The sequence below is a fragment of the Plantactinospora sp. GCM10030261 genome, assembly GCF_042666615.1.
In the GTDB taxonomy this organism is placed as follows: Bacteria; Actinomycetota; Actinomycetes; order Mycobacteriales; family Micromonosporaceae; genus KBS50.
Genome location: NZ_JBHTDD010000005.1, coordinates 157941 through 179727 on the forward strand (window position 1 = coordinate 157941; position 21787 = coordinate 179727).

A 21787-nucleotide genomic window follows, 5' to 3' on the forward strand; every position below is an offset into this window, starting at 1 on the left:
GGGGAGGTCCGATGGAGGTGGCGCGACGTGCGCCCTCCGGCATGCGAGGCATCGCCGGGACGCCGGCGTATGTCGTCATGCAGCCAACCACCCTCTGTAATCTCGACTGTTCCTACTGCTATCTACCGTTGCGTCAGGTGGATCGGCGCATGCCTGTGGAGGTGGCCGAGGCGGTCGCCGGCCCCGCCAACCGGTGGGCGTCCGCCGGCCGGTTCTCCGTGGTGTGGCACGGCGGCGAGCCGTTGACGGCCGGCCGTGATCATCTCGGCTCGCTCTTCGCGCCCTTCGATGCTCAGGTCGAGCAGCACGTGCAGACGAATGCCACGTTGATCGATGATCGGTGGTGCGACTTCTTCGTGGCGCACCAGGTCCGGGTGAGCGTGAGCGTCGACGGTCCGGCCTGGCGTAACGGTGACCGGGTCAGCCGTGGCGGTCGACCGGCGTACCAGCAGATCCGGCGGGGGATCGAGACGCTGCGTCGGCATGGCATCCCGTTCTCGGCGCTGTGCGTGGTGTCCGATCCGGCGCCGGGGCTGGCCGCCGAACTGTACGACTACTTCCTGGATCTCGGCTGCGAGGTGCTGGGGATCAATATCGAGGAGATGGAGGGGGTCAACACCAGGAGCAATGCTCGTTCCGCCGAGCGGGTGCGGCAGTTCTGGGCGGAGCTTGTCGCGGCCTGGCGCCGGGATCCGCGGATCCACCTGCGCGAGGTGGAATGGTCGCTGCGGTACGCCGCCGCGGTCCTCGACGGCACGGACGGGGACCTGTTGCCCCGCAGCCTGGACCCGATCCCGACAATCGGCCACGACGGTGCTGTGGTGCTCCTCTCGCCGGAGTTGGCTGGCTTCTCCGACCCCCGGTACGGCGACTTCACCAGTGGCAATGTGCTGACGCGGGCACTACCGGAGATCCTTGCCGGGGCCACCGGGATGCCCTGGGTGGCCGAGTTTCTGCGTGGTGTCGAGTCCTGCCGGTCGAGTTGCCCCTACTTCGGTTTCTGCGGTGGGGGCCATGCCGCGAACAGGTACTTCGAGCACGGTCGGTTCGATGGCACGGAGACCGAGCACTGCCGCAACAGCAAGATCCGCCTACTGGAGGGAGTGTTGGACCATGCCCGAGAAATCGAACCGACGGCGGCATGATGACACCGCTGGTGGTGTCACCGACCGGGTCCGCGGGGCGCGGGCGGGGCTGAACGCACTCCTGCGGGAGGCCGAGGCCGCGCGTCGACGGCGCGCCGAGGTCGTTGATGCCGTCGAAGGGGCTGGCGCGGTGTGCGCCTGGAACCACTTCGAGAACATCCCCACGTTCTACAACTGGAACAACAGGCCACGGTAGGAGCGAGGGGTGGTGGGTCGGATCGAGGACCCCCGGGGAACCGGACTGCCGCGCCGCAGCGGGGGCGTTCGGGCGGGCACAGCGGTCCTCGACGCATAGCGCCACCCGATGGCTGGCCAGAGTCGCGACGTAGCCCAGCGCCCGACCTCTGGGCCGCGTTTCACAAGTGCTGGCCGGCACGGGCGACGACCGGCTGCGTCGGCACGTCCGGATACGGCCGGTATCCGGACGCACCTCCGCCTTGCCGGGCGTCGCTGGACTGGCTCGGATCGGCCGGCACTTGTGAAACGTGACCTGCTGGTTGGCGATGCGTACGAACCCTGTACCGACATACGTGAGCACGCGGGCCTTACCGCGTGCTCATGATTTCGGAGGGTCAGCGGGTGCGAGGCGGCCAGGAGTCCTGGTCGTCCGCGTCGTGATCCTCGTCCTCGTCGTCGACGTACTGCTTGTAGTCGTCGTCGAAGTCGTGGTCCGACTTGCCGCCGCCGCCGAGTTCCCGCTGCAAGGCGGCGAGATCGGTGTTCGGGGAGTGGTACTTCAACTCCCGGGCCACCTTCGTCTGCTTGGCCTTAGCACGGCCGCGCCCCATGGCTCGACCCCCTCGCACAGAATTCGGGGCAGCCCGAAGGCGGGCCCCGATGACGTTAGGCATCTCTCGTGGCTCTTACGGTACATGGGTGGGCCCCGGTTCGGCACCTCGGGTTCCCTGCGTCACGCCCGCGCGTCGCACCTTCCGTGGCCGGGTCGCCGATTCTGGGCGGTAAGGAGCGCAATGAGGGCTGGCCATTAGGCGAGCAAAACACCTCAGCCGGGGCAAATCACCTTTTCCGGGCGACAGCTCGCGCCCCCGCCAACCGGCGGGGGACGCGACAGCAGCACCGAAATGGCCGAACGACCTGCTCCTACGAGTGTCGGCGCAGGTGGATGGAGCGGAGCCGGCCGACCTCGGCCATCCGTCGCTCGGCGAGCCGGTCGGCGGCCACCGCGGGCGGCACCCCCTCGGAGTCCGCCAGTGTGAGGATCTCCCGGGTGGTGTCGAAGATCCGGGTGGCCCGCAGCTTCGCCCGCTCGAAGTTGAAGCCCTCGATCTCGTCAGCGACCTGGATCACGCCACCGGCGTTTACCACGTAGTCGGGCGCGTACAGGATCCCCCGGTCGGCGAGCATCTTCTCGATCCCGGGATGGGCGAGCTGGTTGTTCGCCGCCCCCGCCACGACCGTGGCGCGCAGCGCGGGCACGGTGTCGTCGTTCAGCGCACCGCCCAACGCGCAGGGGGCGTACACGTCGATGTCCGAAGTGATCAATTCAGTGCCGTCGGGGACCAGGTCGACCTGCGGGTAGGTGCTCCGCACCCAGTCGAGTGCCTTCGGGCTGACATCGGTGGCCACCACCTTGGCGCCGTCGTCCAGCAGGTGCTTGGTCAGGTGCTTGCCCACCTTGCCGAGGCCGGCCACGCCGACCCGTCGGCCGGCCAGCGTGGGGGTGCCCCACTGGTGCTCGGCCGCCGCCCGCATGCCCTGGTAGACGCCCCAGGCCGTGAGCACCGAGGAGTCGCCGGCGCCACCGTGCTCGACGCTGCGGCCGGTGACGTAGCGGGTCTCCCGGGCCACGATGTCCATGTCGGAGACATAGGTGCCGACATCGCAGGCGGTGTAGTAGCGGCCGCCCAGCGACTCCACGAAGCGGCCGTAGGCGCGTAGCAGCGGCTCGGTCTTGATCTGCTCCGGGTCGCCCCAGATCACCGCCTTGCCGCCGCCAAGGTCCAGGTCGGCGAGCGCGTTCTTGTACGCCATTCCGCGGGACAGGTCGAGGACGTCGCGTACCGCGTCCTCCTCGCTGGCGTACGGGTAGAAGCGGGTGCCGCCGAGGGCCGGCCCGAGGGCGGTGGAGTAGATGCCGATGACGGCCTTCAGGCCGGTGTGCTTGTCCTGGCAGAAGATGACCTGCTCATGTCCTGTCGCGGTGGCGTCGGTGCTGCTGAATACACCCATGACTGCTCCTGTGTCGGGGTCGCCCTTGTGGGGCGGGCCTGCCGGGTCACCGGCGTGGGGTGCTGCCGGTGGTGCGAGCCTAGTATTCGGTGAGCGCAACTGACGGTCGCGTCGTGGCCGGTCCGAAGGGTGGACACCGCGCGGTGGGCTGTCGGGCGGCTGTTCGTTGGCCCGATGGGTGGGTCGGGACGACCGAGCGGGGCGGAACCGGACTTTCGTGGGAGGATCGCGCCGTGCCGTCGCTCTTCGCTTCCTACCTTCGGGTGTATGAGCCGCTGACCGCCTTCGACCGGGAGCGCCAGACCTTCTGGCGCCGGTATGTCCAGCAGGGCCGGGCGGTGACGCCCAAAGACGGCCCGGGGCGCCAGCGCACCGCTGTGATCGAGGCCCTCGGTGCTGGTTGGACCCGGCTGCCGGACCTGCCGGACGAGGCGTACGTCCTCCAGGAGGAGGACAATCTGCTGGTCTGCCCGTGGAATCTGCGGGTTCGGGTGGCTGAGGCCGCACTCAGCGCCCGGGACGGCGTGCCGTCAGTGCTCGCCGACGCGTTCGTGCCGCCGATCCTGGCCGGGCAGGCCCGGGCTGTGGTGGACGACTGGCGCAGCGGTGCCCGGGTGCTGGAGCACGGGGTGCCCCGGGTCCACGAGCAGATTGCCACCTGGGGAGTGCCGTTGCGCTGGTTCGTGTTCGTCGCTCCCGAGGAGCGGGAGTTCACCATCGAGCCCGGTCGCCGGACGCTGCGCTACCGCACGGAGATCTCGAAGGCGCGCCGGCGGGCCTCCCGCGGACTGTCCGTGTTGCGGAAGTCGGTCGGTGACGCGCCGATCACCGAGGCGGTGGAGGAAAGCGCCCGCTGGCTCGAGGAGTTCCACCCGAGGTCCATGGTCGAGCTGGACTACGGAGGGTTGGTCGACCTGCTGCCGGACGACACGCTCGCCGCCGACGACTCACCCGAACTGGTCGCCGAGGGCCTCGCCGGCCTGTCCCGGGGCGACGCGGAGGCCGCCACGGCGGCGTACGAGAAGCTGGTGGCCCGGTGGCGGGCGGTGCAGCTGCGCGAGAGGTGCAATTAGCTCCAAATTCCCGCGAACCCGCGCCAGAAGCGTGGCCATTTACGAATCAGTCTCGTAGCTGATACGTCGCTACCTGTAAAGATGAGTCCGAATAAGAACCATTGTGGGTAAGAAAAAGGGCATAATTCGGTCTTGGTTCATCCGTCCATCCAGGGACCTTCGGCCGTTCGGCCCATGTCGGACATCGGGGACTAGCCGGACCATGGGAGACGCGTCGGCCGGCGGGACCCCGGCCGATGTCTATAGGTACCTGTGGAGGAGTGACCGATGGCATCGCGTACGCACGAACCCGAGCCGCTACTCACACCGGCCGAGGTGGCGTCGATGTTCCGAGTCGACCCGAAGACCGTGACCCGGTGGGCGAAGGCGGGGAAGCTGAGCGCCATCCGCACTCTGGGTGGCCACCGGCGTTACCGCGAGTCGGAGGTGCGGGCCTTGCTGCAGGGGCAGATTCCCCAGCAGCGTCAGGGCGACTGAGAGGATTGAAGCGGTCCCGGCGGCGCGACACCCCCTAGCGCCCCAGGTGGCCGAGCGAAGTGCCTGACGTCAGGGGCGGAGGAAGACCATCCTCCGCCCCTGACGCGTGTCCACGACCATCCGTGCCTGCGGAGGGCGGCGCGGCCCCGGTCAGTCTGACGGGACGATGCGCACCGCCACCGTTCCGGAACTGCCCCGCCGGAGCCGGCTGCCCAGCAGCGTGAGTCGGGCGGTCAACCCGTACTTGCGACGCAGTTCGCGGCGTACCCGGTCCAGCGCGGCCCGGTCGCCCACGGACGCCCGCGCGGGCACCGCCGGACCGCTGGGCCGGCCGCGCACGTCGCAGGGAGCGATCGTCACCGTGGCGCTGCGCCGGATCCGCTTGGCCTTTCCGGAGTCGGTCGGGGTCCACGCCGCCAGGGCGTCGCCGTCCCGGACCACCCAGACCGGCGTGGGCACCGCGCGGCCATCCCGGCGGTACGTGGTGAGCAAGATGTACTTCTCGGCTGCCAGGTCGTCGATCGTGGCCACCCGTCAAGGGTAGGCCGGTCGCCCGCTCGGCGCGGCGGGTCCCGGCGGGCCTCGGTGCGCGGCGGTCGCCCGGGTTGGTTAGCGTCAGCGTCATGCCGGGTGAGCCGCGGGTCGGGGACGTCTTCGGAGAACTGCTACGCGACGTGTACGCGGTGCGGAGCGGGACCGGTCCGAGACCGCTCGCCGGCGGCCGGCTGCCCCGTCCGGTCATCGAGGTCATCGAACGGGACGACGGCTTGATCTACGGCGCGCCCGCCGACCACTACCTGGCAGAACCGGACGAGTGGCAGCCGTACGACCACAGGGCCGTCGACCGGGCGCGGGGCGCCGTTCTGGACATCGGCGTCGGCGGTGGCCGGATCGCGCTGGAGCTGCAGCGCCGTGGCGTCGCGGTGACCGGTCTCGACGTCTCCGCCGGGGCCGTCGAGATGTGCCGCCGTCGGGGGGTACGCGACCTCGTGCTGGCCACCGTGGACGAGCACGCCGCGATCGGACCGCGCTACGACACGTTCGTGCTGCTCGGCAACAATCTCGGACTGCTGGAGGGACGGGACCGGGCACCCGCTTTCCTCGCCGCGCTCGGGGCGCTGGCCCGGCCCGGCGCTGAGATCATCGCGCAGGGTTCCGACCCGTACCGGACCACGGATCCGCTGCACACCGGGTATCACCGGGCCAACCGGGCGCGGGGCAGGCTCGGCGGGCAGCTCCGGCTCCGGTTGCGTTACCGGGAGTTCGGCACCCCGTGGTTCGACTACCTGGTCTGCTCCCCCGAGGAACTCGCGGAACTCGTGCACGGCTCGCCGTGGCGGCTGACCGACGTTGACACCGCGGACGCACCGTACTATCTGGCCACCCTGCGGCTGGCGGACTGACCTGGCATCCAGGCCGGCCTGGGCGACCCTGTCGCGTCTCTCAGCCCGGTCCGTCGGGCGGCCGGTCCGGTGGACCCGCCAGCACCCCGGCGGTGAGCGCCGCGAACAGTTCCCGTCGTAGCGCGGCGAGTGAGGTGGTCCCGCCACCGGCCGACCAGGCGGACAGCGCGGCGTCCCAGGCCGTGACGGCCGCCCCGCCGACCAGCAGAGGGTAGGGGTCGGTCGGGGCAAGGCCGGTGCGGTCGGCCACGAACTCGACAAGGATCTGCCGCAGCTCGTGATTGAGCATCAGGTACACGCCCACCAACGACGGCTGCCGGTCCATCAGCCGCAGCCGGACCAGGATCTGCTCCTGCTCGTCCCGGTCCAGATCCAGGGCGTCCAGCACGGTCCGGACCGCCTCCAGCGGTGGCAGGTCGGCGGGACTGGCGGCCAGCGCCGCCCGCAGCTCCCCGATCCGCTGGTGACCGACGTCACCGAAGAGCACGTGTTGCTTGGAGGCGAAGTAGCGGAAGAAGGTGCGGACCGCCACGTCCGCCTCGTCCGCGATCTCCTCGACGGTGGTCTGCTCGTAGCCCTTCTCGGCGAACAACCGCAGTGCCGCCCGCTCAAGCGCCGCCCGGGTCTCCCGCTTGCGGCGCTCGCGTCGGCCCACCGCGGGCACGCCGGGCGGGACGGACAGATCGGACGCGGTCATCGTCCCATGGTGGCACGTCGAACCGCCCTGGTCAGCTCCGGCGTGCTCGCAGGTGCGTCGTGGCGGTGTGGCTGCGCGGCGGCCAGCTCCCCAGCGGAGGTGGCCCGGGGCTGCCCTCGTCAGGCGGTGGGGGGCAATGGCGCCGGGGGCAGTCCGCCGTCGCCGTCGACCACCTCGTCCGGCGTACCGTCCTCGTCGATGTCCACCATTGTGATGTCGACCTTGCCGTCGCCGTCGGTGTCGAACTGGAAGAGGTCGGCCTTGCCGTCGCCGTCCGTGTCGACGACCCAGACGTCGGTCCGGCCGTCGTTGTTGGCGTCCGCGCGCAGCAGGTCCACGCGCTCGTCGCCACGCGTCTCGACGGTTTCCTGTGCTGCGGTCCCGTTGGCCTCGGTCATGGCGACCCCTTCGTCGGTGGGTGTGTTGTGCGCTCTGATACCCAGTCGCCGACGATCACAAGCGGCGGAAGGGACCCGTGTTGTCGCTCCCGGGACCGGACCGGCCCGCACCGTCACATTCGAGGAACCCGGCCGCCACCCGGCTCGAATGGTGGGCCGGCCGAGCGGACCGGGCACCGGGTGCATAGGGTCGCCCCCATGACTGATCGCTTCGTCGTCATCGGCGCCGGCACGATGGGCCTGGGCATCGCGTACGTGGCCGCCGGAGCCGGTTTTCGGGTGGACCTCGTCGAGGTGGACGCCGGTCGGGCCAGCGCAGCGGAGGCGGCGCTGCGCCGGCTGTGGGACGCGGCGGTCGCGCGGGGGAAGCTGACCGCGGCGGACGCGGATGCCAGCCGGGCGCGGCTGACCGTCGGCGGGGACGTCGCCGAGGTCGCCGAGGAGCCCGCGGTCATCGTCGAGGCCGTACCAGAACGGCTGGACCTCAAGCGCGACGTCCTCGCGGCGGCCGAGGCCCGGCGGCCCGCGCTGCTGGCCACCAACACCTCCAGCATCCCGATCAGCGAGCTGTCGACCGGGTTGCGGGCCCCGGACCGGTTCCTCGGGCTGCACTTCTTCAACCCCGTCTGGGCCATGGCGTTGATCGAGGTGGTGGTCGGGCCGGCCACCGCGCCGGCCGCCGCCGAGGCAGCCGTCACGCTGGCCGGCAGGCTGGGCAAGGACCCCATCGTGGTACGCGACATGCCCGGCTTCGCCACCTCCCGGCTCGGCGTCACGCTCGGCCTGGAGGCGATCCGGATGGTCGCCGACGGGGTGGCCAGTCCGGCCGACATCGACAAGGCGATGGTGCTGGGCTACCGGCATCCGGTCGGACCGTTGGAGCTGACCGACCTGGTCGGCCTCGACGTGCGGCTGGACATCGCGCGGACGTTGCACCGGGCGTACGGCGACCGGTTCGCGCCTCCGCCGCTGTTGGAGTCGATGGTCGCCGAGGGACGGCTGGGCAAGAAGACCGGTCACGGGTTCTATCGCTGGGAAGGTGGGAAGCGGCAGTGAGCGAGCGGGCCAGCGTACGGGTCGAGGAGCGGCCGGACCGGGTGGTGGTGACCCTGGACCGGCCGGACAAGCGGAACGCGGTGGACGCCGACATGGTGGCGGAGCTGCACGAGGTCTGCGCCGCGGTGGAGCGGGAGCCGCGACTGCTGCTGCTCACCGGTGGCGCGGACGGGATCTTCGCGGCCGGCGCCGACATCGCGCAGTTGCGGGAACGGAACCGGACCGACGCGCTCGCGGCGATCAATTCCGCCCTGTTCGCCCGCATCCGGGCCCTGCCACTGCCCACCGTCGCCGCGGTGGACGGACCGGCGCTGGGTGGGGGCGCCGAACTGTCGTACGCCTGCGATCTGCGGGTGTGCACCGCCCGCGCGTTCTTTGGTCAGCCGGAGGTGCGGCTGGGCATCATCGCCGGCGCTGGCGCGACCCACCGGTTGCCCGCGCTCGTGGGTGAGGCTCGGGCGAAGGAGCTGCTGTTCACCGGGCGCCGGGTGGACGCCGCCGAGGCGCTGCGGATCGGCCTGGTGAACCGGGTGGTGGACGAACCCACCGAGCTACTCGGCGCGGCGCACGAACTGCTCGACGAGATGGCCAGGGCATCCTCGCTCGCCCTGCGGTTGACGAAACTCGCGGTAGACGCGCCGGCGGCCGCCCACCCGCAGCTTGACCTGGTCAGTCAGGCGGTGCTCTTCGAGGACGAGGAGAAACGGCGCCGGATGACCGAGTTCCTGGAGCGGCGGCGGGACCGCTGACGCCGGGGGCCACGGGACGAACGGTAACGGCGCCCATCCGGAGGCGGGTGGGCGCCGTCAGGGCCTGGGTCAGTGTTTGATCTTGATGCCTGCCGCGGCGATCGCCTTGATCACCTGGGCCGACTCACCGAAGCCGATTATCAGTACGGCTTCCGCGCCGAAGTCCTTGATCTCCTTTGCCCCGGCCGCGAAGTCCACGGTGGCGCCACCGCTGCCGGCCGGCGGCGGCTCGTAGGCCAGCAGCTTGATCTGGTCGGGGCGGATGCCGGTGCGCTCCAGTTCGGTGCGCACGTTGCTCTGCAGCCCTTCGCCGTAGGTGTCCTTCCGGGCCACCAGCGCGATCTTCTGCGGTCCGTCCCGCAGGATGACATCGGCCAGCGCCCGGCCCTGCAGGATGTCCGAGGGCGCGGTGCGGAAGTAGAGGCCCTCGTCCTCCACCGTGGTCAGTCCGGCGTCGGTGTTGCACGGCGAGAAGAGGATCACGCCGGCAGCGATGATGTCGGGCAGCACCGCCCGCGAGATTCCGGACGCGCCGGCCCCGATGATCACATGTACGCCGGCACTGACGTGCTTGGCGACTGTCTCCTTCGCGGTCTTCGGGTCGGTGCCGTCGTCCCCGTCGATCCACGTCACCGGGTCCCCCAACACCCCACCCGCGGCGTTCAGCTCCCGGATGGCAAGTTGGGTGCCGGCCGCGAGCGGGGGATAGGCGAGGGCGAGGTCACCGGTCCGGGGCAGCAGGCCACCGATCTTGAGAGGCGACCCGTCGCGCGGATCGTCCTTGCCACCGACCTGCTTCTTCGGCGGTGGGGGCGGCGTGTTGCTGGCGGTCGACTCGTCGCCGGCGCCCACGAACTCGGTCTTACCGTCGTCCAACTGGCTCGACTCGTTGAAGTGCAGGGTGCCGTAGCTGGCCGTGGACGGCTCACCGGCGGAGGTGAATCCACCCCGGGTGAGCGAGATCCCGCGGTACTCGATGTCCACGCCGGACCGGGCCAGCTTGAGGCAGGTCTCCGGGCTGTCGCACCGCTGACCGGTGTTGGTGACCGCGTTGATCTGCCGGGCGATCTCCGCGGGCTCGGTGGAGCCGGCGAGCTGCGCGGCCAGCCCGCTGATCACCACGGCGTCGTACGACTCGGCCGCGTACAGGAAGTCGTTCAACTTGGGATCGATGGCGCGCAACCGGTCCTGAAAGCCGGGCGGCAGAGGGGTAAGAGGCGTGGTGCCCTTCATCCCGTCGAGGATCCCGGCCTGGCCGTCGAACTCCTTGCCGAAGGAGTTCTGCATGTTGCCGTCCGTGCCGTAGAGACGGATGGCGGACGCCTGGTCGGTGGGGTCGTCGTCCTGCCCGCATCCGGCGATGGTGAGCGCCAGAAGGGCGCAGGCGGCCAGCGCAACGCTGCGCGCCCGACGGGAAACGAGCATGGTCGCCATCCTTTCTCCCGATGGTCCGGTGCGCACCTTAGCGTGCCGACCGGGCCGGGTGTGATGCCGGCCTATTCTTTGCCAGGCCCGAACGTCGAGTTTCGCTGCGCGTCTTGACTCCGCGACATACTGTCGCGACGTGACCGATCTGCCCGAGGAGACGCTCGCCGACGCCGCGGCGGTGTTGCGTTCCGCGTTGGCCGGGGACAGCGCGGCGGTTGCCGGCGCGTTCGACGCGGTGTTGGACCGTTCCGGCGTGGTGGGGGCGTACGACGTGGCCTGGTGCCTGGCCGCGGCGATGTTGCCCGACGGCGCCCCGAGCGGCGCGTGGACGCTGGACTTTCCCGGGATCGACCAAGCGGAGTACGACGCCCGCTGGGTGGCCCGGTTCGTCAGCGCGTACGCGAACTGTGACGTGCCCACCGCCGAGGCGCTGTTCACCGCGGCACTCGATGACGGGCAACTGCCGGACTGTCTGTTGACGTTGGCCGGCTCCGCGGTGGCGACCCTGCGCAGACGGGGCGACTGAGGCGCGGCCCGCGCGGTAGCGGGACCGACGCCCCCGCCGGGAGACGGGAGCGCCGGTCGCCAGGGCCGGTCAGTACGCGGTGTAGGAGATCAGTGGGTCGTACTGGTAGAAGTTGTTCGAGAAGCGGACCCGGAAGTTGGTGCCGTCCTTGACGTTTGTGGCGACGACGAACCAGCCGGACTTGGCCGGCACATAGGTCCAGTAGTTGCAGTTGTTCGTCTTGTCCACGAAGACCACGCAGGCGTTGGTGCCGAAGACGCTGCCGTTGCGGACGTTGATGTCGCGGCACCGGGTGGACGTCTTGAAGGTGCCCACCTCACCGCCCCAGCCGCCTCGGTCGAACACCCGGTAGACCGCGCCGGAGTAGCACGACGCCAGGGTGCTGGCCGCCAGGTTGCCGGGCTCGCTCGCGACCGCGTCGGGGGCCGTGGCGTGTGCCGGGGACGGACTGAGGGTTGCCGCGACCACAAGCGTGAGCGCCGTGGCGAGCAGGAGTCGGGGACGTTTCCATCGGAACATGCGCGCCTCCGGGTGGGGAAGTCGACCGTCCGTAGTGGACGAGATCCGGATGGTGAGGATCATACTCATCGTCGCTGGCCGATGTGTGCCCGTGTGGCCCGCCATGCGCGGTGACGGCGGATGGCGACGGGTGTCGGTGCGGCGTGGTACCCCTGTTCCATGTCCGACGCGATCCTCGACAAGGTGCGCAAGCTGCTGACCAAGGCGGAAGATCCCGGCTGTACGCCGGCCGAGGCTGCGGCGTTCACCGCCAAGGCGACGGACCTGATCGCCCGGTACGGCGTCGACCAGGCGCTGCTGGCGGCTCGTCGGTCGGCCGCCGACCCGGTCACCGATCGGAAGATCGAGGTGTCCAGGCCGTACGCGGCGGAGAAGGCGAGCCTGCTCGCCGCGGTGGCCGGCGGGCTGCGCTGCCGTACCGTACGGCTGCGCACCGGTCACCGGACGAGCGTTCACGTCTTCGGGTTCGACAGCGACCTCGCCAGGGTGGAGTTGCTCTACACCTCGCTGCTGGTGCAGGCGGCGCACGGGCTGGCGGCCGCGTCCGTGCCGCCCTGGGAGCATCCGGCCGCGTTTCGCCGGACCTGGCTGATCGGCTTCGCCCAGTCCGTCGCCCACCGGCTCAGGCGGGCCGAAGAAGCCGCCGTCGCCGCCTCGGCCGAGCCGTCGACCACCCTCGTCCTGGCGGACCGGTCGGTTCGGGTGGAGCGACGGCGGGACGAGGCCTATCCCGACGCGGAGCCGATGCGGCAGCGCCGGCTCAGCGGCGGCGGGCTGTACCTGGGCGCGGCGGCCGGTCGGCGGGCGGACCTCGGCGGCGAACGTCTCACCGGTGCGGGGGCGGCACGGCAGGGCATCGGCGGCTGACGGGCCGGCGCGGCGGCCCGCCGCTGCGGCGGGCTACCGTGGTGACGGCCGGTCAGCGATACGAGTGCCCGCGCGTCTGCACCATGCCGGAATACCGGGTGAGCAGCTCCTGCCAACCGGCGGTCAGCGCCCGCAGGTATCCCTCGGCGTTGTCGCCGTGCCGGTCGAAGGCGCGGTGCTCGACCTCGACCCGGGTCCGGTCACCGTCCTGCGGGACGAACCGCACCTCGACCTCGCTGGCCTGGGCCGGGTCCGGCACCGGAGCCCGGTCGGGTCCGATCTGCCAGGTGAAGACGAGCCGGCGGGGTGGCTGCCAGGCGATGACCCGGCCCCAGTCCGCCCGGAAGCCGTGCGGGCCGATCTCGTACGCCATGCCTCCCTCGCGCGGTTCGATGCCGATCTCGCTCAACGCCGCCGGCCCGGACCAGGTGTATTCCTTGACCCACCACTGCGGGAGGCCGGCGGTGAACGCCTCGAACGCCTCGCTGGGCGGCGCCGGCACGTGGAGCGTGCTGCGCACTGCAAAGCCCTCGATGTCCTGCTGGACTTCGGTGGAGTCGGTAGCGCCGTGTCCCATAGGCCCGGACCATACCGGCTGCCCCCCGTAAGCACATCTTGGCGATCATTTCGGTACGACAACGGGGCCGGAGAGAACGACACGGATCGCCGCCGCCGCGGCCGAGATCCGGGCCGCCGCGTAATCGTCTTGTCGCGACCGTGCCACCCGTCCTACCGTGGCCCGACAACGACCGAGCCCGTTCGAGGAGCAGGACATGGCGAGCAGACGCGGAGGCAGGCGGCCCCGACAGCAGGGCCGTCCGTTGCTGCCGGCCGCCGATCGGTGTTATCACCGCCGCTCCGAACCGTGCCGCTCCGAGCGGTGGCGCGGCCAAGGCTCCCGATAGCCACCCGGGGGCGCGGCCATGGCTCCCGACAGCCACCCGGGGCGCGGTCGCGGCTCCCGTTAACGATCGGCGGATCCCGCAGGTACATCGTCGCTCGTCCCGGGTATCCGACACCCGGTCTCCGGACGGGCCGGGGGACATCCACACCGACCTCGCCCTGCTGGCCGGCGTCGGCCTGCTCGGCGTACAGATCGGGCACGCGCCGACCCCGGACCTCAGCGACCCCATCGACAAGCGGAAGGCACGCCATGAGTTTCATCCCGCTGCCGGGCACCCGCGCCCCGGTACGCGTCTGGACCGACCCGTACACCATCGAATCGCAGGCCGCCCGCCAACTGCGCAACATCGGGTCGCTGCCCTGGGTGCAGGGTGTGGCGGTGATGCCCGACGTGCACTTCGGCAAGGGTGCCACCGTCGGCTCGGTTATCGCCATGCGGCAGGCCGTCTCGCCGGCCGCGGTCGGCGTGGACATCGGCTGCGGCATGTCCGCGGTGCGCACCTCGCTCACCGCGGCGGACCTGCCGGACGACCTCGCCCCGCTGCGGTCCGCCATCGAGGCCCGGATCCCGGTCGGCTTCGCCCAGCGGGATGACGCGGTCGACCCGCGCCGGATCCGCGGCCTGGAGCAGGGTGGGTGGGACGCGTTCTGGCGGCGGTTCGGCGACCTGCACGGGGGCGTCGCCGCGCTGGAGACCCGGGCGCAGCGTCAGCTCGGCACGCTCGGCGGTGGCAACCACTTCATCGAGGTCTGCGTCGAGCAGGGCGGCGACGACGGTCGGGTGTGGCTGATGCTGCACTCCGGGTCGCGCAACATCGGCAAGGAACTGGCCGAGCGGCACATGGCGGTGGCTCGCGGGCTGCCGCACAACGCCGACCTGCCGGACCGGGACCTGGCGGTGTTCCTGGCCGGTACGCCGGAGATGGCGGCGTACCGCCGGGACCTGTGGTGGGCGCAGGAGTACGCGCGTCGCAACCGGGCGGTCATGCTGGCCGTGCTCTGCGCGGTGGTCCGCGAGTCGGTTCCCTCGGTGACCTTCGCCGAGCCGATCTCGTGCCACCACAACTACGTGGCGGAGGAGACCTACGACGGGGTGGAGGTGCTGGTGACCCGCAAGGGCGCGATCCGGGCCGGCCGGGGTGACCTCGGCATCATCCCTGGTTCGATGGGCACCGGCTCGTACATCGTGCGCGGCAAGGGCAATCCGGACGCGTACTGCTCCGCCTCGCACGGCGCAGGCCGGCGGATGTCCCGGGGGCAGGCGAAGCGGACATATACCACGGCGGATATCGCACGCCAGACCGCCGGGGTGGAGTGCCGCAAGGACGCCGGGGTGGTGGACGAGATCCCGGAGGCTTACAAGGACATCAACCAGGTGATGGCGCAGCAGCAGGACCTGGTCGAGGTGGTCGCGCACCTCAAGCAGGTCATCTGCGTCAAGGGGTAGCTCGTGCGGCGGGCCGGTCTCGCGGCGCTCGCGCCGCGAGACCGGCCCGCCGACGGTCAGTTCCGATCGGTCGGCCGGGATCGCCGCCGACCACGGGTGCTTACGGTGTAGACGAACGCCCCGGCGACGCCGATCGGGATGCCGAGGGCGACATTGTCGATCAACAATCCGAGCACGACGCCGGCCAGGATGCCGATCACAATCGCGGTCGCGTAGCTCATTGCCGTCCCCTCTCGCTCGTGTTCGTGACCAGTGTACTACGTAATTACGTAATAGCTATCATTCAAGCGCCGCGGTGAGCGTGACCAGCAGCGGCACCACCCGCTCGGGAGGGACCCGCACGCTGCCGCGGCCGACAGAACGCAACCAGCCGGCGGCGGTCAGGATGCGGATGTGGTGATAGACCTGGCCGGTCGTCCCCATGCCGTCGAGCTTGCCGAGCGAGGCGGTGCTGGTCTCCCCGCGCAGCACGGCGAGCAGCAGTCGGAGACGCACCGGATGGCCGAGTGCCGACAGCCGGCTGGCTATGCCGTCAGCCGCGCCCTCGTCGACGGCCAGCAGCGCCTCGGTCGTCTGGCCGTACTGCCAGACGCCGCTGCCACCGGCCGTCTCGACGATTCCGGCAAGCACCACGCCGCCACCCGCGACATCGGCGAGCTGCTCCCGCAGGCCGTCAACCACCCAGAACACCCCGTCCTTCGGAGTGGCCGACGAAGGCTTTGGTGGCGTTGCTCGGCGCGCGGGAACGTTCCGGGATGGTCGGTCGGTCACCGGCTCGTCGGCACGGATGCCGAGGTGCGCCTCGACGGCCCGCAGTCGGTCGTCCAGGTCCGCCCAGGGATCGGATTCACGGGACACGGTGCCATCGTTACGAACATACGTAATATCGGCAAGTGGTCCGCCTGGGAGAAGGTCCAGCGTGTCGCCGTGGATCTTGCGGCAGGAGTGGCGAAAACGACAGCGCCGACCAGCGGTTCGGCTGGTCGGCGCTGATGTAGCCCGGCGAAAGGCTATGTGGCCAGGGGCGGGGTCGAACCGCCGACCTTCCGATTTTCAGTCGGACGCTCGTACCAACTGAGCTACCTGGCCGGGTGCTCGGGACATCGTACCCGGCCGGCGGGAAGCACCGCTGGCCGGGACCTGGCCCGACAACGCAGAACGCCGCGCGAACTCGCGCGGCGATCAGCGCTTGCGGTCCTGACGGGACTTGAACCCGCGACCTCCGCCTTGACAGGGCGGCGAGCACTCCAACTGCTCCACAGGACCTTGCTGACCGGCAGATGCCGGGGTGTAACTCGTGCCCCCAACGGGATTCGAACCCGTGCTACCGCCTTGAAAGGGCGGCGTCCTGGGCCGCTAGACGATGAGGGCGGCCCCGCCATCATTGCACATGACAACTTCAGCGGCTGTGCTCCCATCCGGCCCCGCCGGAGGCTTGGAAAGCATACGTGATCCCCCAGCGCACCAACAAACCGGTATCCCCCGGTCCAGGAACAGACCGCTGACCAGGCAATCTCGGGTGGCCGCCGGGCCCGGACGCGGGGCTCCTCCGCATCCGGTCAGCCGAGCCGGACCACGCCGTACCGCTGTTTGAGCCGCGGGATGACCTTGGGGCAGGCGCCGACCGTGCCGCTGCGGTCGCCACCCCCGTCGTGCAACAGAATCACCGCACCCGGTCGGGTCCGGCGCTCCAGGCCGTTGATGATCGCCGGTGCGCCGGGCTTGCGCCAGTCCTGCGGGTCGACCGTCCAGTGCAGCGGGGTCATCCCGAGTTCCTTCACCACCGTCAACTCAGGCGCTGTCCACCGGCCGCCAGGCTGGCGGAAGTACGGGATGGCGGCCCCCGGCACGGCCCGGCGAATCGCCGCGTTGGTGCGGCTCAGGTCGGCCCGGATCTTCTCGGGCGAGCGCAATGCCAGGTCCAGGTCGTGCGACCAACTGTGGTTGCACAGGCTGTGCCCCTCCCGGACGATCCGGGCCACCAGCGCCGGATACTGCCGGGCCTTGACGCCCACCACGCAGAAGGTCGCCTTGACGCCGGCCGCCCGCAGTGCGTCGAGCACCTGCGGGGTGTAGGTCGCGTGTGGCCCGTCGTCGAAGGTGAGCGCGACGGCACGTACCCCGGTGGTGCGTTTCACCGGCAGACCGGCCGCACCGACGGGAATGGTCTGCTTCGGCCTGGGCTTCGCCGGAGGGGTCGGACCACCGGCTCCGCCCGGACGTGCCGGCGTGGCCGTCGACGGCGTGGCGGTCGGTGGCGTTGTCGGTGCGACCGACGCCGGCGACGTCAGCCGGGAAACCGCCGGCACGCCGCTGCCCACCGGCATCACCCAGGCGGAGCCATCGTCGCCGGTGCAGGCACCGAACAACAGCACCAGCGACAGGGTGAGCGCGACTGGCACGCGAGTTCGCATGACAAGACTCCCGAGAGGGGATATCGGGACTTGGCCGCGCCACACGTTAGCGGACCGCGACGACAATGTCGTCCACCGATACGACTGTCAGGCACGGGCCGTGACGGTGCCGAGACCCGGTGTCGCCGCGGACCGCGGATCGTCAGCCGGCCGCCGGCCGGCCGGGTGACCGATCGACCGACTGGAACACCGCGACCGAGAGCGAGACGGCCTCGCCGAGCGTCTGCGGGCGGATCACCCCCGCCGGGAGCGCAGCCGGATCCCAGCCCGGCCCGGCGGCCAGCACCAGCACCGGCCGGTGTGGGCTGGTGAGCACCGCGACCAACTGGGCCGGATCGGCGGTGACCCGGGCGTGCGACCAGACCGTGACGACGGCCGGGGTCGTCCGGTCGACCGCCGTGCGTAGCGCTGCCACCGGCACCCGGGCACCGAGCGACCGGCACGGCACGCCGACTTCCGCCAGCGCCGCCGCCAACGCCTCCAGGGGCAGGCTGTGCTGCTCCTCGTCGGCGCAGGCCAGCAGGATCCGGGCCGGTCCCGTCCGTGGCCTCGGCACCGCCGCGAACGCCTCGGACACGCACCGACTGAGCAGGTGCTCCACCTCGATCAGGCCGCCCGTCTCGGCGTGCCGGGAACCGATGCCGACCAGCACCGGACGCAACAGGCGGTCCCAGGTGGTCAACACGCCGTCCGTCCCGATCGCCCGGCCGATCGCCGTACCCATGCCGTCCTGGTCGAGTCGGCCGGCGGCCCGGGCGAGGGCGTGCGCCGCGGGTGTGGCACGCCCAAGCGGAATCGTCGGTTCACCCGTCCGGCTGGTGCCCCGCGCGCCGGCCCGGCGCCGAGGTCGGGCCGACTCGGCCGAATAGGGTTCACCGGCGCGCCGGGCCCATCGAGCGGCCTCGGCCGGACTGACCCCTTCGGCGGTGAGCCGGCGCATGATCTCCAGCCGGGCCAGGTCCGCGGCGGTGTACCGCCGATGGTGTCCCGGGAGGTGTTCGCTCGGCCCGAGGCCGTACCGCTGGTGCCAGGTGCGTAGCGTGGTGACGGCCACCCCGAGGCGGCGGGCCACTGCCCCCACGCTCAGGACCTCATCGGCCACCTGACCGCTCCGCCACCTCTGCCGCGTTCGACATGCCGGCCACATCGGACGCCCCGGCCGGGTCCGACGTCCCGGCCGCGGCACCCGAGCCGATCAGCCGACGCAGAACGCCACCGAGCCAGGGCGCGTACCGGGTCGGATCCGTCGCCAGCTCGGCGAGCACCTCGGCCGGTGTCATCCACCGCACGTCGGCGACCTCGGCGTCGTCGGGCAGCAGCGGAGTCGCCGTGGACAGGGCACCGCGCAACACGTGGTCGTACTCGAACTCGACCCGCCCGGTCGCCGGATCGTCGGCGCGGTAGAGATAGACACCGCACGGGGTCAGTGGGACCGGGCCGACGCCCAGTTCCTCGCGCAGCCGGCGGTTCGCGGCCTCGGGAAGCGGCTGCCCGGGCGCCGGATGTCCACAGCACGAGTTGGCCCAGCGGAGGGGAAAGCGGGTCTTGGCGGCAGCCCGCTGTTGCAGCAGCACCCGACCGGCGTCATCGAGCAGCAGCACCGAGAACGCCCGATGCAGTCGGCCCGGAGCCTCGTGCGCCTCCCGGACGCTTACCGAGCCGGTCGGCGTACCGTCCTCGTCGACCAACTCGACCAGGTGCTCCTCCCGCGATCCGGTCACCGCTCACCGCCGGTGACCCGGGCAGCAGCCAACTTGCCGGAGATCAGCACCATCGGTACTCCGACGCCGGGTTGCGTCCCGGAGCCGACGAATACCACATTGGACAGCCCTCGATGCAGGTTGGTCGGCCGGAACGGCCCGGTCTGGAGGAACGTGTGCGCGGCGGCGAACGGCGTACCGGCGGCCATCCCGAGATCGGCCCAGTCGGCGGGGGTGACCGTGCGCAGTACCTCGACGCCGTCGGCGAACCCGACGTACCCGCGCTCCTCCAGCGTGCGCATCAGGTCGTCGGCGTACCTCCGGGTGAGGTCGCCACGCCAGTCGAGATCGGCCTTCGCCAGGTTGGGCACCGGGGCCAACACGTAGTAGGACTGCCGGCCGGCCGGCGCCATCGACGGATCGGTCCGGCTCGGGTTGGTGACCAGCAGGGACGGGTCGGACATCAGCCGGCCCTGTTTGATCACCTCGGTGAAGGTTCGCTTCCACGGCCGGCCGAAGTGGATGTTGTGGTGGGCGATTGTCGAGTAGCCCTGCCGGGAGCCCACATGCAGCACCACACAGGACGGGGAGTAGGTCAACCGCCGGGCCCGGCCCGGCGGCAGCAGATCCCGGTACGCCACCGGCAGATCCGGGTTGAGCACCACCACGTCGGCCGCGATCCGCTCACCGTCGCTTGTCACGACGGCGGTGGCCCGGCCGTTCGCCGTCGCCACCCGGCTCACCGTGGTGCCGTACCGGAGCTGCACGCCGTGCTTCTCGGCGGCGCCGGCCAGCGCGCGGGGGACCGCGTGGATGCCGCCGCGTGGGAAGTAGACCCCGGCCACCGAGTCGAGGTATCCGATGACGGCGTAGATGGCGAGCGCGTCGTGCGGCGCAAGCCCGGCGTACATCGCCTGGAAGGAGAAGATCCGGCGGGTACGCGGGTCGCGGAAGAACTGGTCGACCTTGGTCTGGAGGCGGCGGAACGCCCCGCTGCCGAGCAGCCGCAGCAGGTTGCCGGTGAGCAGGTCGGTCGGCGCGTCCAGATTCCGGTCGATGAAGTCGGCGCGCTCCAGCCGCCACAGCTCCCGGGCGAAGTCGACGAACCGCAGGTAGCCGTCGGCCTCGCGGGGCCCGCACACCCGGGAGATCTCCCCGGCCATCCGGACCGTGTCGGTGATGACGTCCAGGGTGGAGCCGTCCGGATAGTAGGCCCGGTACGCCGGATCGAGCGGGGTCAGGTCCAACCAGTCGGCCAGCTCCTCGCCGACCGCCCCCAGCGCCTCGGCGATCAGGTCCGGCATGGTCAGCACGGTAGGACCGGTGTCGAACTCGTAGCCGTCGAGCGTCAGCCGGCCGGCCCGCCCGCCCGGCACCGGTTCCCGTTCCAGCACCGTCACCTGCCGGCCGCTGCCCGCCAGATGCAGGGCACAGGCCAATCCACCGAGTCCGGCGCCGACCACCACCACATGATCGGTACGCCCGGTAACCGTCCGCACGTCGCTCACCTCCCGTACCGCATTCGTCAGGCCCGCCGGTGGGTCGCGGCCACCGCGAGGTCGCCGAGCGCCCGGCGGGCGGCGGCGCCGATCGCCGCCCCGTCCAGCGCGGTCAGTGCCTCCGCGACCCGCTGGTCGATCAGCCGCTCGACCCGTGCCACGGCACCGGTCGCGGTCACCACGTCGGCCAGCTCGCGGATCCGCCCGGCGGCGACCGGCGGATCGTCCCGGTCGACCTCGTTCAGCGCGGCCCGTTGCACCGGCGTGGCCAGCTCTCGGGCGAGCATGAGCAGCGCCGTCGGCTTGCCGCGGACCAGGTCGTCGCCGGCCGGCTTGCCGGTCGTGTCCGGGTCACCATAGACCCCGAGCAGGTCGTCGCGGAGTTGGAACGCCTCCCCGACCGCGAGTCCGTACCGGGAGTAGGCACCGGTCAACGCCGCGTCCCGCCGCAGGCCGGCCAGGGCGGCGCCGAACAGCAACGGGCTCTGCACCGTGTAGCTGGCGGTCTTGTACCGCGCGACGCGCAGTGCCCGGTCCACCGACCAGGTCCGGGCGGCGGTTTCCCCGAGCACGTCGAGATACTGCCCGGCCACCGTCTCCACCCGCATCTGGTCGTAGCAGCGTCGGGCCTCCAGGATGGTGCCCGGCGACAGGCCGGCGTGGCCGAGTAGCCGGTCGGCCCAGATCAGGCAGAGGTCGCCGACGAGCACGGCGGCGGCCTCGCCGAACCGGGCGGCGTCACCGTCCCGCCCGGCGGCCAGGTGCTGAGCGGTCAGCACCCGATGGGCGGTGGGCCGGCCCCGGCGGGTGGCGGACGCGTCCATCACGTCGTCGTGCACAAGCGCGAACGCGTGCAGGAGTTCCAGGGCGGCCAACGCCGGCAGGACCGGACCGATCGGCTTGCCCTCGCCAACCACTCCCCGCCAGCCCCAGTACGCGAAGGTCGGCCGGATCCGTTTGCCGCCAGCCAGCACCGCCTCCCGGGCGACCTGTGCGAACTCGCCGACAGCCGGGTCGATGCCTGTCAATTCGTCGACCTGCCCGCCCAGGAATGCGGTCAGGGTGTCCTCGATGGCCCGACGGATGTCGACGTGGCTGCCGGGCTCGACGTCGTCGCCGGTGTGCAGCGCCAGCGCGGTCTCCGGCCGGACGGTGGCGGTGGCGGACATGACGGCGGGCGGCGCGGCGGTCGTGGTGGTGGGCGTCGCAGCGGGCGCGAGTCTGGCCAGGGGGATCGCGTTACCCGCAACGGCTTCGTTGGCCACGCGGCCGAGCGTACCCTAAGGTCAGACATTG

At 71.2% G+C, this 21787-nt stretch carries 25 protein-coding genes and 3 tRNA genes; 10 read left to right on the plus strand and 18 right to left on the minus strand.

Annotation, left to right across the window (positions count from 1 at the left end; translation table 11 throughout):
- The first annotated feature begins 41 nt into the window (after positions 1-41).
- Both amcB and amcA read left to right on the plus strand, forming a co-directional pair.
- Entirely contained in the window at positions 42-1145 is a 1104-nt protein-coding gene (gene amcB / locus ACFQUZ_RS08530) for a cyclophane-forming radical SAM peptide maturase AmcB (RefSeq protein WP_377440077.1), read from the plus strand.
- Complete coding sequence (gene amcA / locus ACFQUZ_RS08535; RefSeq protein WP_377439770.1) at positions 1114-1341, plus strand: multiple cyclophane-containing RiPP AmcA; 228 nt, start codon at positions 1114-1116, stop codon at positions 1339-1341. Before amcB ends, amcA begins: the two co-directional genes overlap by 32 nt.
- A 376-nt stretch (positions 1342-1717) precedes the next feature.
- Here amcA and ACFQUZ_RS08540 read toward each other — a convergent pair whose 3' ends face one another.
- Entirely contained in the window at positions 1718-1933 is a 216-nt protein-coding gene (locus tag ACFQUZ_RS08540; protein ID WP_377439773.1) for a DUF3073 domain-containing protein, read from the minus strand.
- A 313-nt stretch (positions 1934-2246) separates the two neighbouring features.
- Positions 2247-3335: a Glu/Leu/Phe/Val dehydrogenase gene (locus tag ACFQUZ_RS08545; protein WP_377439776.1), complete on the minus strand. Its 1089-nt coding sequence runs from the start codon at positions 3333-3335 to the stop codon at positions 2247-2249.
- Between the two features lie 233 nt (positions 3336-3568).
- On the opposite strand from ACFQUZ_RS08545, the gene ACFQUZ_RS08550 reads away from it, so the two are divergent.
- Both ACFQUZ_RS08550 and ACFQUZ_RS08555 read left to right on the plus strand, forming a co-directional pair.
- Complete coding sequence (locus ACFQUZ_RS08550) at positions 3569-4408, plus strand: hypothetical protein (protein ID WP_377439778.1); 840 nt, start codon at positions 3569-3571, stop codon at positions 4406-4408.
- Between the two features lie 267 nt (positions 4409-4675).
- Positions 4676-4885, plus strand: a complete 210-nt coding sequence (locus ACFQUZ_RS08555; protein ID WP_007073996.1) for a BldC family transcriptional regulator — start codon at positions 4676-4678, stop codon at positions 4883-4885.
- Positions 4886-5035: 150 nt separating this feature from the next.
- Here ACFQUZ_RS08555 and ACFQUZ_RS08560 read toward each other — a convergent pair whose 3' ends face one another.
- Positions 5036-5416, minus strand: a complete 381-nt coding sequence (locus ACFQUZ_RS08560; protein WP_377439781.1) for a PPOX class F420-dependent oxidoreductase — start codon at positions 5414-5416, stop codon at positions 5036-5038.
- 92 nt (positions 5417-5508) lie between these two features.
- Here ACFQUZ_RS08560 and ACFQUZ_RS08565 point away from each other — a divergent pair, with 92 nt between their 5' ends.
- On the plus strand, positions 5509-6288 hold the full coding sequence (locus ACFQUZ_RS08565) for a class I SAM-dependent methyltransferase (protein WP_377439783.1): 780 nt from the start codon (positions 5509-5511) through the stop codon (positions 6286-6288).
- Positions 6289-6328: 40 nt separating this feature from the next.
- Here ACFQUZ_RS08565 and ACFQUZ_RS08570 read toward each other — a convergent pair whose 3' ends face one another.
- Together ACFQUZ_RS08570 and ACFQUZ_RS08575 are read right to left on the minus strand one after the other, a co-directional pair.
- The gene (locus ACFQUZ_RS08570; RefSeq protein WP_377439786.1) at positions 6329-6985 is read right to left on the minus strand and encodes a TetR family transcriptional regulator; all 657 of its coding nucleotides are present in this window, start codon (positions 6983-6985) and stop codon (positions 6329-6331) included.
- 119 nt (positions 6986-7104) lie between these two features.
- Positions 7105-7383: a hypothetical protein gene (locus ACFQUZ_RS08575; protein ID WP_377439789.1), complete on the minus strand. Its 279-nt coding sequence runs from the start codon at positions 7381-7383 to the stop codon at positions 7105-7107.
- Between the two features lie 198 nt (positions 7384-7581).
- On the opposite strand from ACFQUZ_RS08575, the gene ACFQUZ_RS08580 reads away from it, so the two are divergent.
- Positions 7582-8439, plus strand: coding sequence for a 3-hydroxyacyl-CoA dehydrogenase family protein (locus tag ACFQUZ_RS08580; RefSeq protein ID WP_377439791.1), 858 nt, complete (start codon positions 7582-7584; stop codon positions 8437-8439).
- Positions 8436-9188, plus strand: a complete 753-nt coding sequence (locus ACFQUZ_RS08585) for an enoyl-CoA hydratase/isomerase family protein (RefSeq protein WP_377439794.1) — start codon at positions 8436-8438, stop codon at positions 9186-9188. Before ACFQUZ_RS08580 ends, ACFQUZ_RS08585 begins: the two co-directional genes overlap by 4 nt.
- Before the next feature lie 69 nt (positions 9189-9257).
- Here the strand turns inward: ACFQUZ_RS08585 and ACFQUZ_RS08590 are convergent, their stop codons facing one another.
- Positions 9258-10613 carry an ABC transporter substrate-binding protein gene (locus ACFQUZ_RS08590; RefSeq protein ID WP_377439796.1) on the minus strand — a complete coding sequence of 452 codons (1356 nt, stop codon included), beginning with the start codon at positions 10611-10613 and terminating at the stop codon, positions 9258-9260.
- A gap of 139 nt (positions 10614-10752) precedes the next feature.
- Between ACFQUZ_RS08590 and ACFQUZ_RS08595 the strand changes: the two genes are divergently transcribed.
- The gene (locus tag ACFQUZ_RS08595) at positions 10753-11142 is read left to right on the plus strand and encodes a hypothetical protein (RefSeq protein WP_377439799.1); all 390 of its coding nucleotides are present in this window, start codon (positions 10753-10755) and stop codon (positions 11140-11142) included.
- Positions 11143-11211: 69 nt separating this feature from the next.
- Here ACFQUZ_RS08595 and ACFQUZ_RS08600 read toward each other — a convergent pair whose 3' ends face one another.
- Positions 11212-11661 (minus strand): hypothetical protein, encoded by a 450-nt coding sequence (locus ACFQUZ_RS08600; RefSeq protein ID WP_377439801.1) that lies wholly within the window; start codon positions 11659-11661, stop codon positions 11212-11214.
- 159 nt (positions 11662-11820) lie between these two features.
- Here ACFQUZ_RS08600 and ACFQUZ_RS08605 point away from each other — a divergent pair, with 159 nt between their 5' ends.
- Positions 11821-12528 (plus strand): DUF2786 domain-containing protein, encoded by a 708-nt coding sequence (locus ACFQUZ_RS08605; RefSeq protein ID WP_377439804.1) that lies wholly within the window; start codon positions 11821-11823, stop codon positions 12526-12528.
- A gap of 52 nt (positions 12529-12580) precedes the next feature.
- Here ACFQUZ_RS08605 and ACFQUZ_RS08610 read toward each other — a convergent pair whose 3' ends face one another.
- Complete coding sequence (locus ACFQUZ_RS08610) at positions 12581-13105, minus strand: SRPBCC family protein (protein WP_377439806.1); 525 nt, start codon at positions 13103-13105, stop codon at positions 12581-12583.
- 576 nt (positions 13106-13681) lie between these two features.
- On the opposite strand from ACFQUZ_RS08610, the gene ACFQUZ_RS08615 reads away from it, so the two are divergent.
- Positions 13682-14878 carry an RtcB family protein gene (locus ACFQUZ_RS08615; protein ID WP_377439808.1) on the plus strand — a complete coding sequence of 399 codons (1197 nt, stop codon included), beginning with the start codon at positions 13682-13684 and terminating at the stop codon, positions 14876-14878.
- Between the two features lie 56 nt (positions 14879-14934).
- Here the strand turns inward: ACFQUZ_RS08615 and ACFQUZ_RS08620 are convergent, their stop codons facing one another.
- The 10 genes from ACFQUZ_RS08620 to ACFQUZ_RS08665 all read right to left on the minus strand — a co-directional run bounded on the left by ACFQUZ_RS08620 (position 14935) and on the right by ACFQUZ_RS08665 (position 21756).
- Complete coding sequence (locus ACFQUZ_RS08620; RefSeq protein WP_377439811.1) at positions 14935-15099, minus strand: hypothetical protein; 165 nt, start codon at positions 15097-15099, stop codon at positions 14935-14937.
- A gap of 58 nt (positions 15100-15157) precedes the next feature.
- Positions 15158-15736 carry an ArsR family transcriptional regulator gene (locus tag ACFQUZ_RS08625; protein WP_377439814.1) on the minus strand — a complete coding sequence of 193 codons (579 nt, stop codon included), beginning with the start codon at positions 15734-15736 and terminating at the stop codon, positions 15158-15160.
- A gap of 157 nt (positions 15737-15893) precedes the next feature.
- A tRNA-Phe gene (locus ACFQUZ_RS08630) sits at positions 15894-15967 on the minus strand.
- 103 nt (positions 15968-16070) lie between these two features.
- Positions 16071-16144 (minus strand) — tRNA-Asp (locus ACFQUZ_RS08635).
- Between the two features lie 32 nt (positions 16145-16176).
- Positions 16177-16249 (minus strand) — tRNA-Glu (locus ACFQUZ_RS08640).
- A gap of 188 nt (positions 16250-16437) precedes the next feature.
- Positions 16438-17292, minus strand: a complete 855-nt coding sequence (locus tag ACFQUZ_RS08645) for a polysaccharide deacetylase family protein (RefSeq protein WP_377439817.1) — start codon at positions 17290-17292, stop codon at positions 16438-16440.
- 142 nt (positions 17293-17434) lie between these two features.
- Entirely contained in the window at positions 17435-18394 is a 960-nt protein-coding gene (locus ACFQUZ_RS08650; RefSeq protein ID WP_377439819.1) for a MerR family transcriptional regulator, read from the minus strand.
- Entirely contained in the window at positions 18384-19013 is a 630-nt protein-coding gene (idi, locus tag ACFQUZ_RS08655) for an isopentenyl-diphosphate Delta-isomerase (protein WP_377439822.1), read from the minus strand. The genes ACFQUZ_RS08650 and idi overlap by 11 nt, the downstream gene beginning before the upstream one ends.
- Positions 19010-20491, minus strand: a complete 1482-nt coding sequence (crtI, locus tag ACFQUZ_RS08660) for a phytoene desaturase family protein (RefSeq protein WP_377439825.1) — start codon at positions 20489-20491, stop codon at positions 19010-19012. The genes idi and crtI overlap by 4 nt, the downstream gene beginning before the upstream one ends.
- A 26-nt stretch (positions 20492-20517) precedes the next feature.
- Positions 20518-21756 carry a polyprenyl synthetase family protein gene (locus ACFQUZ_RS08665; RefSeq protein ID WP_377439828.1) on the minus strand — a complete coding sequence of 413 codons (1239 nt, stop codon included), beginning with the start codon at positions 21754-21756 and terminating at the stop codon, positions 20518-20520.
- Positions 21757-21787 lie beyond the last annotated feature (31 nt).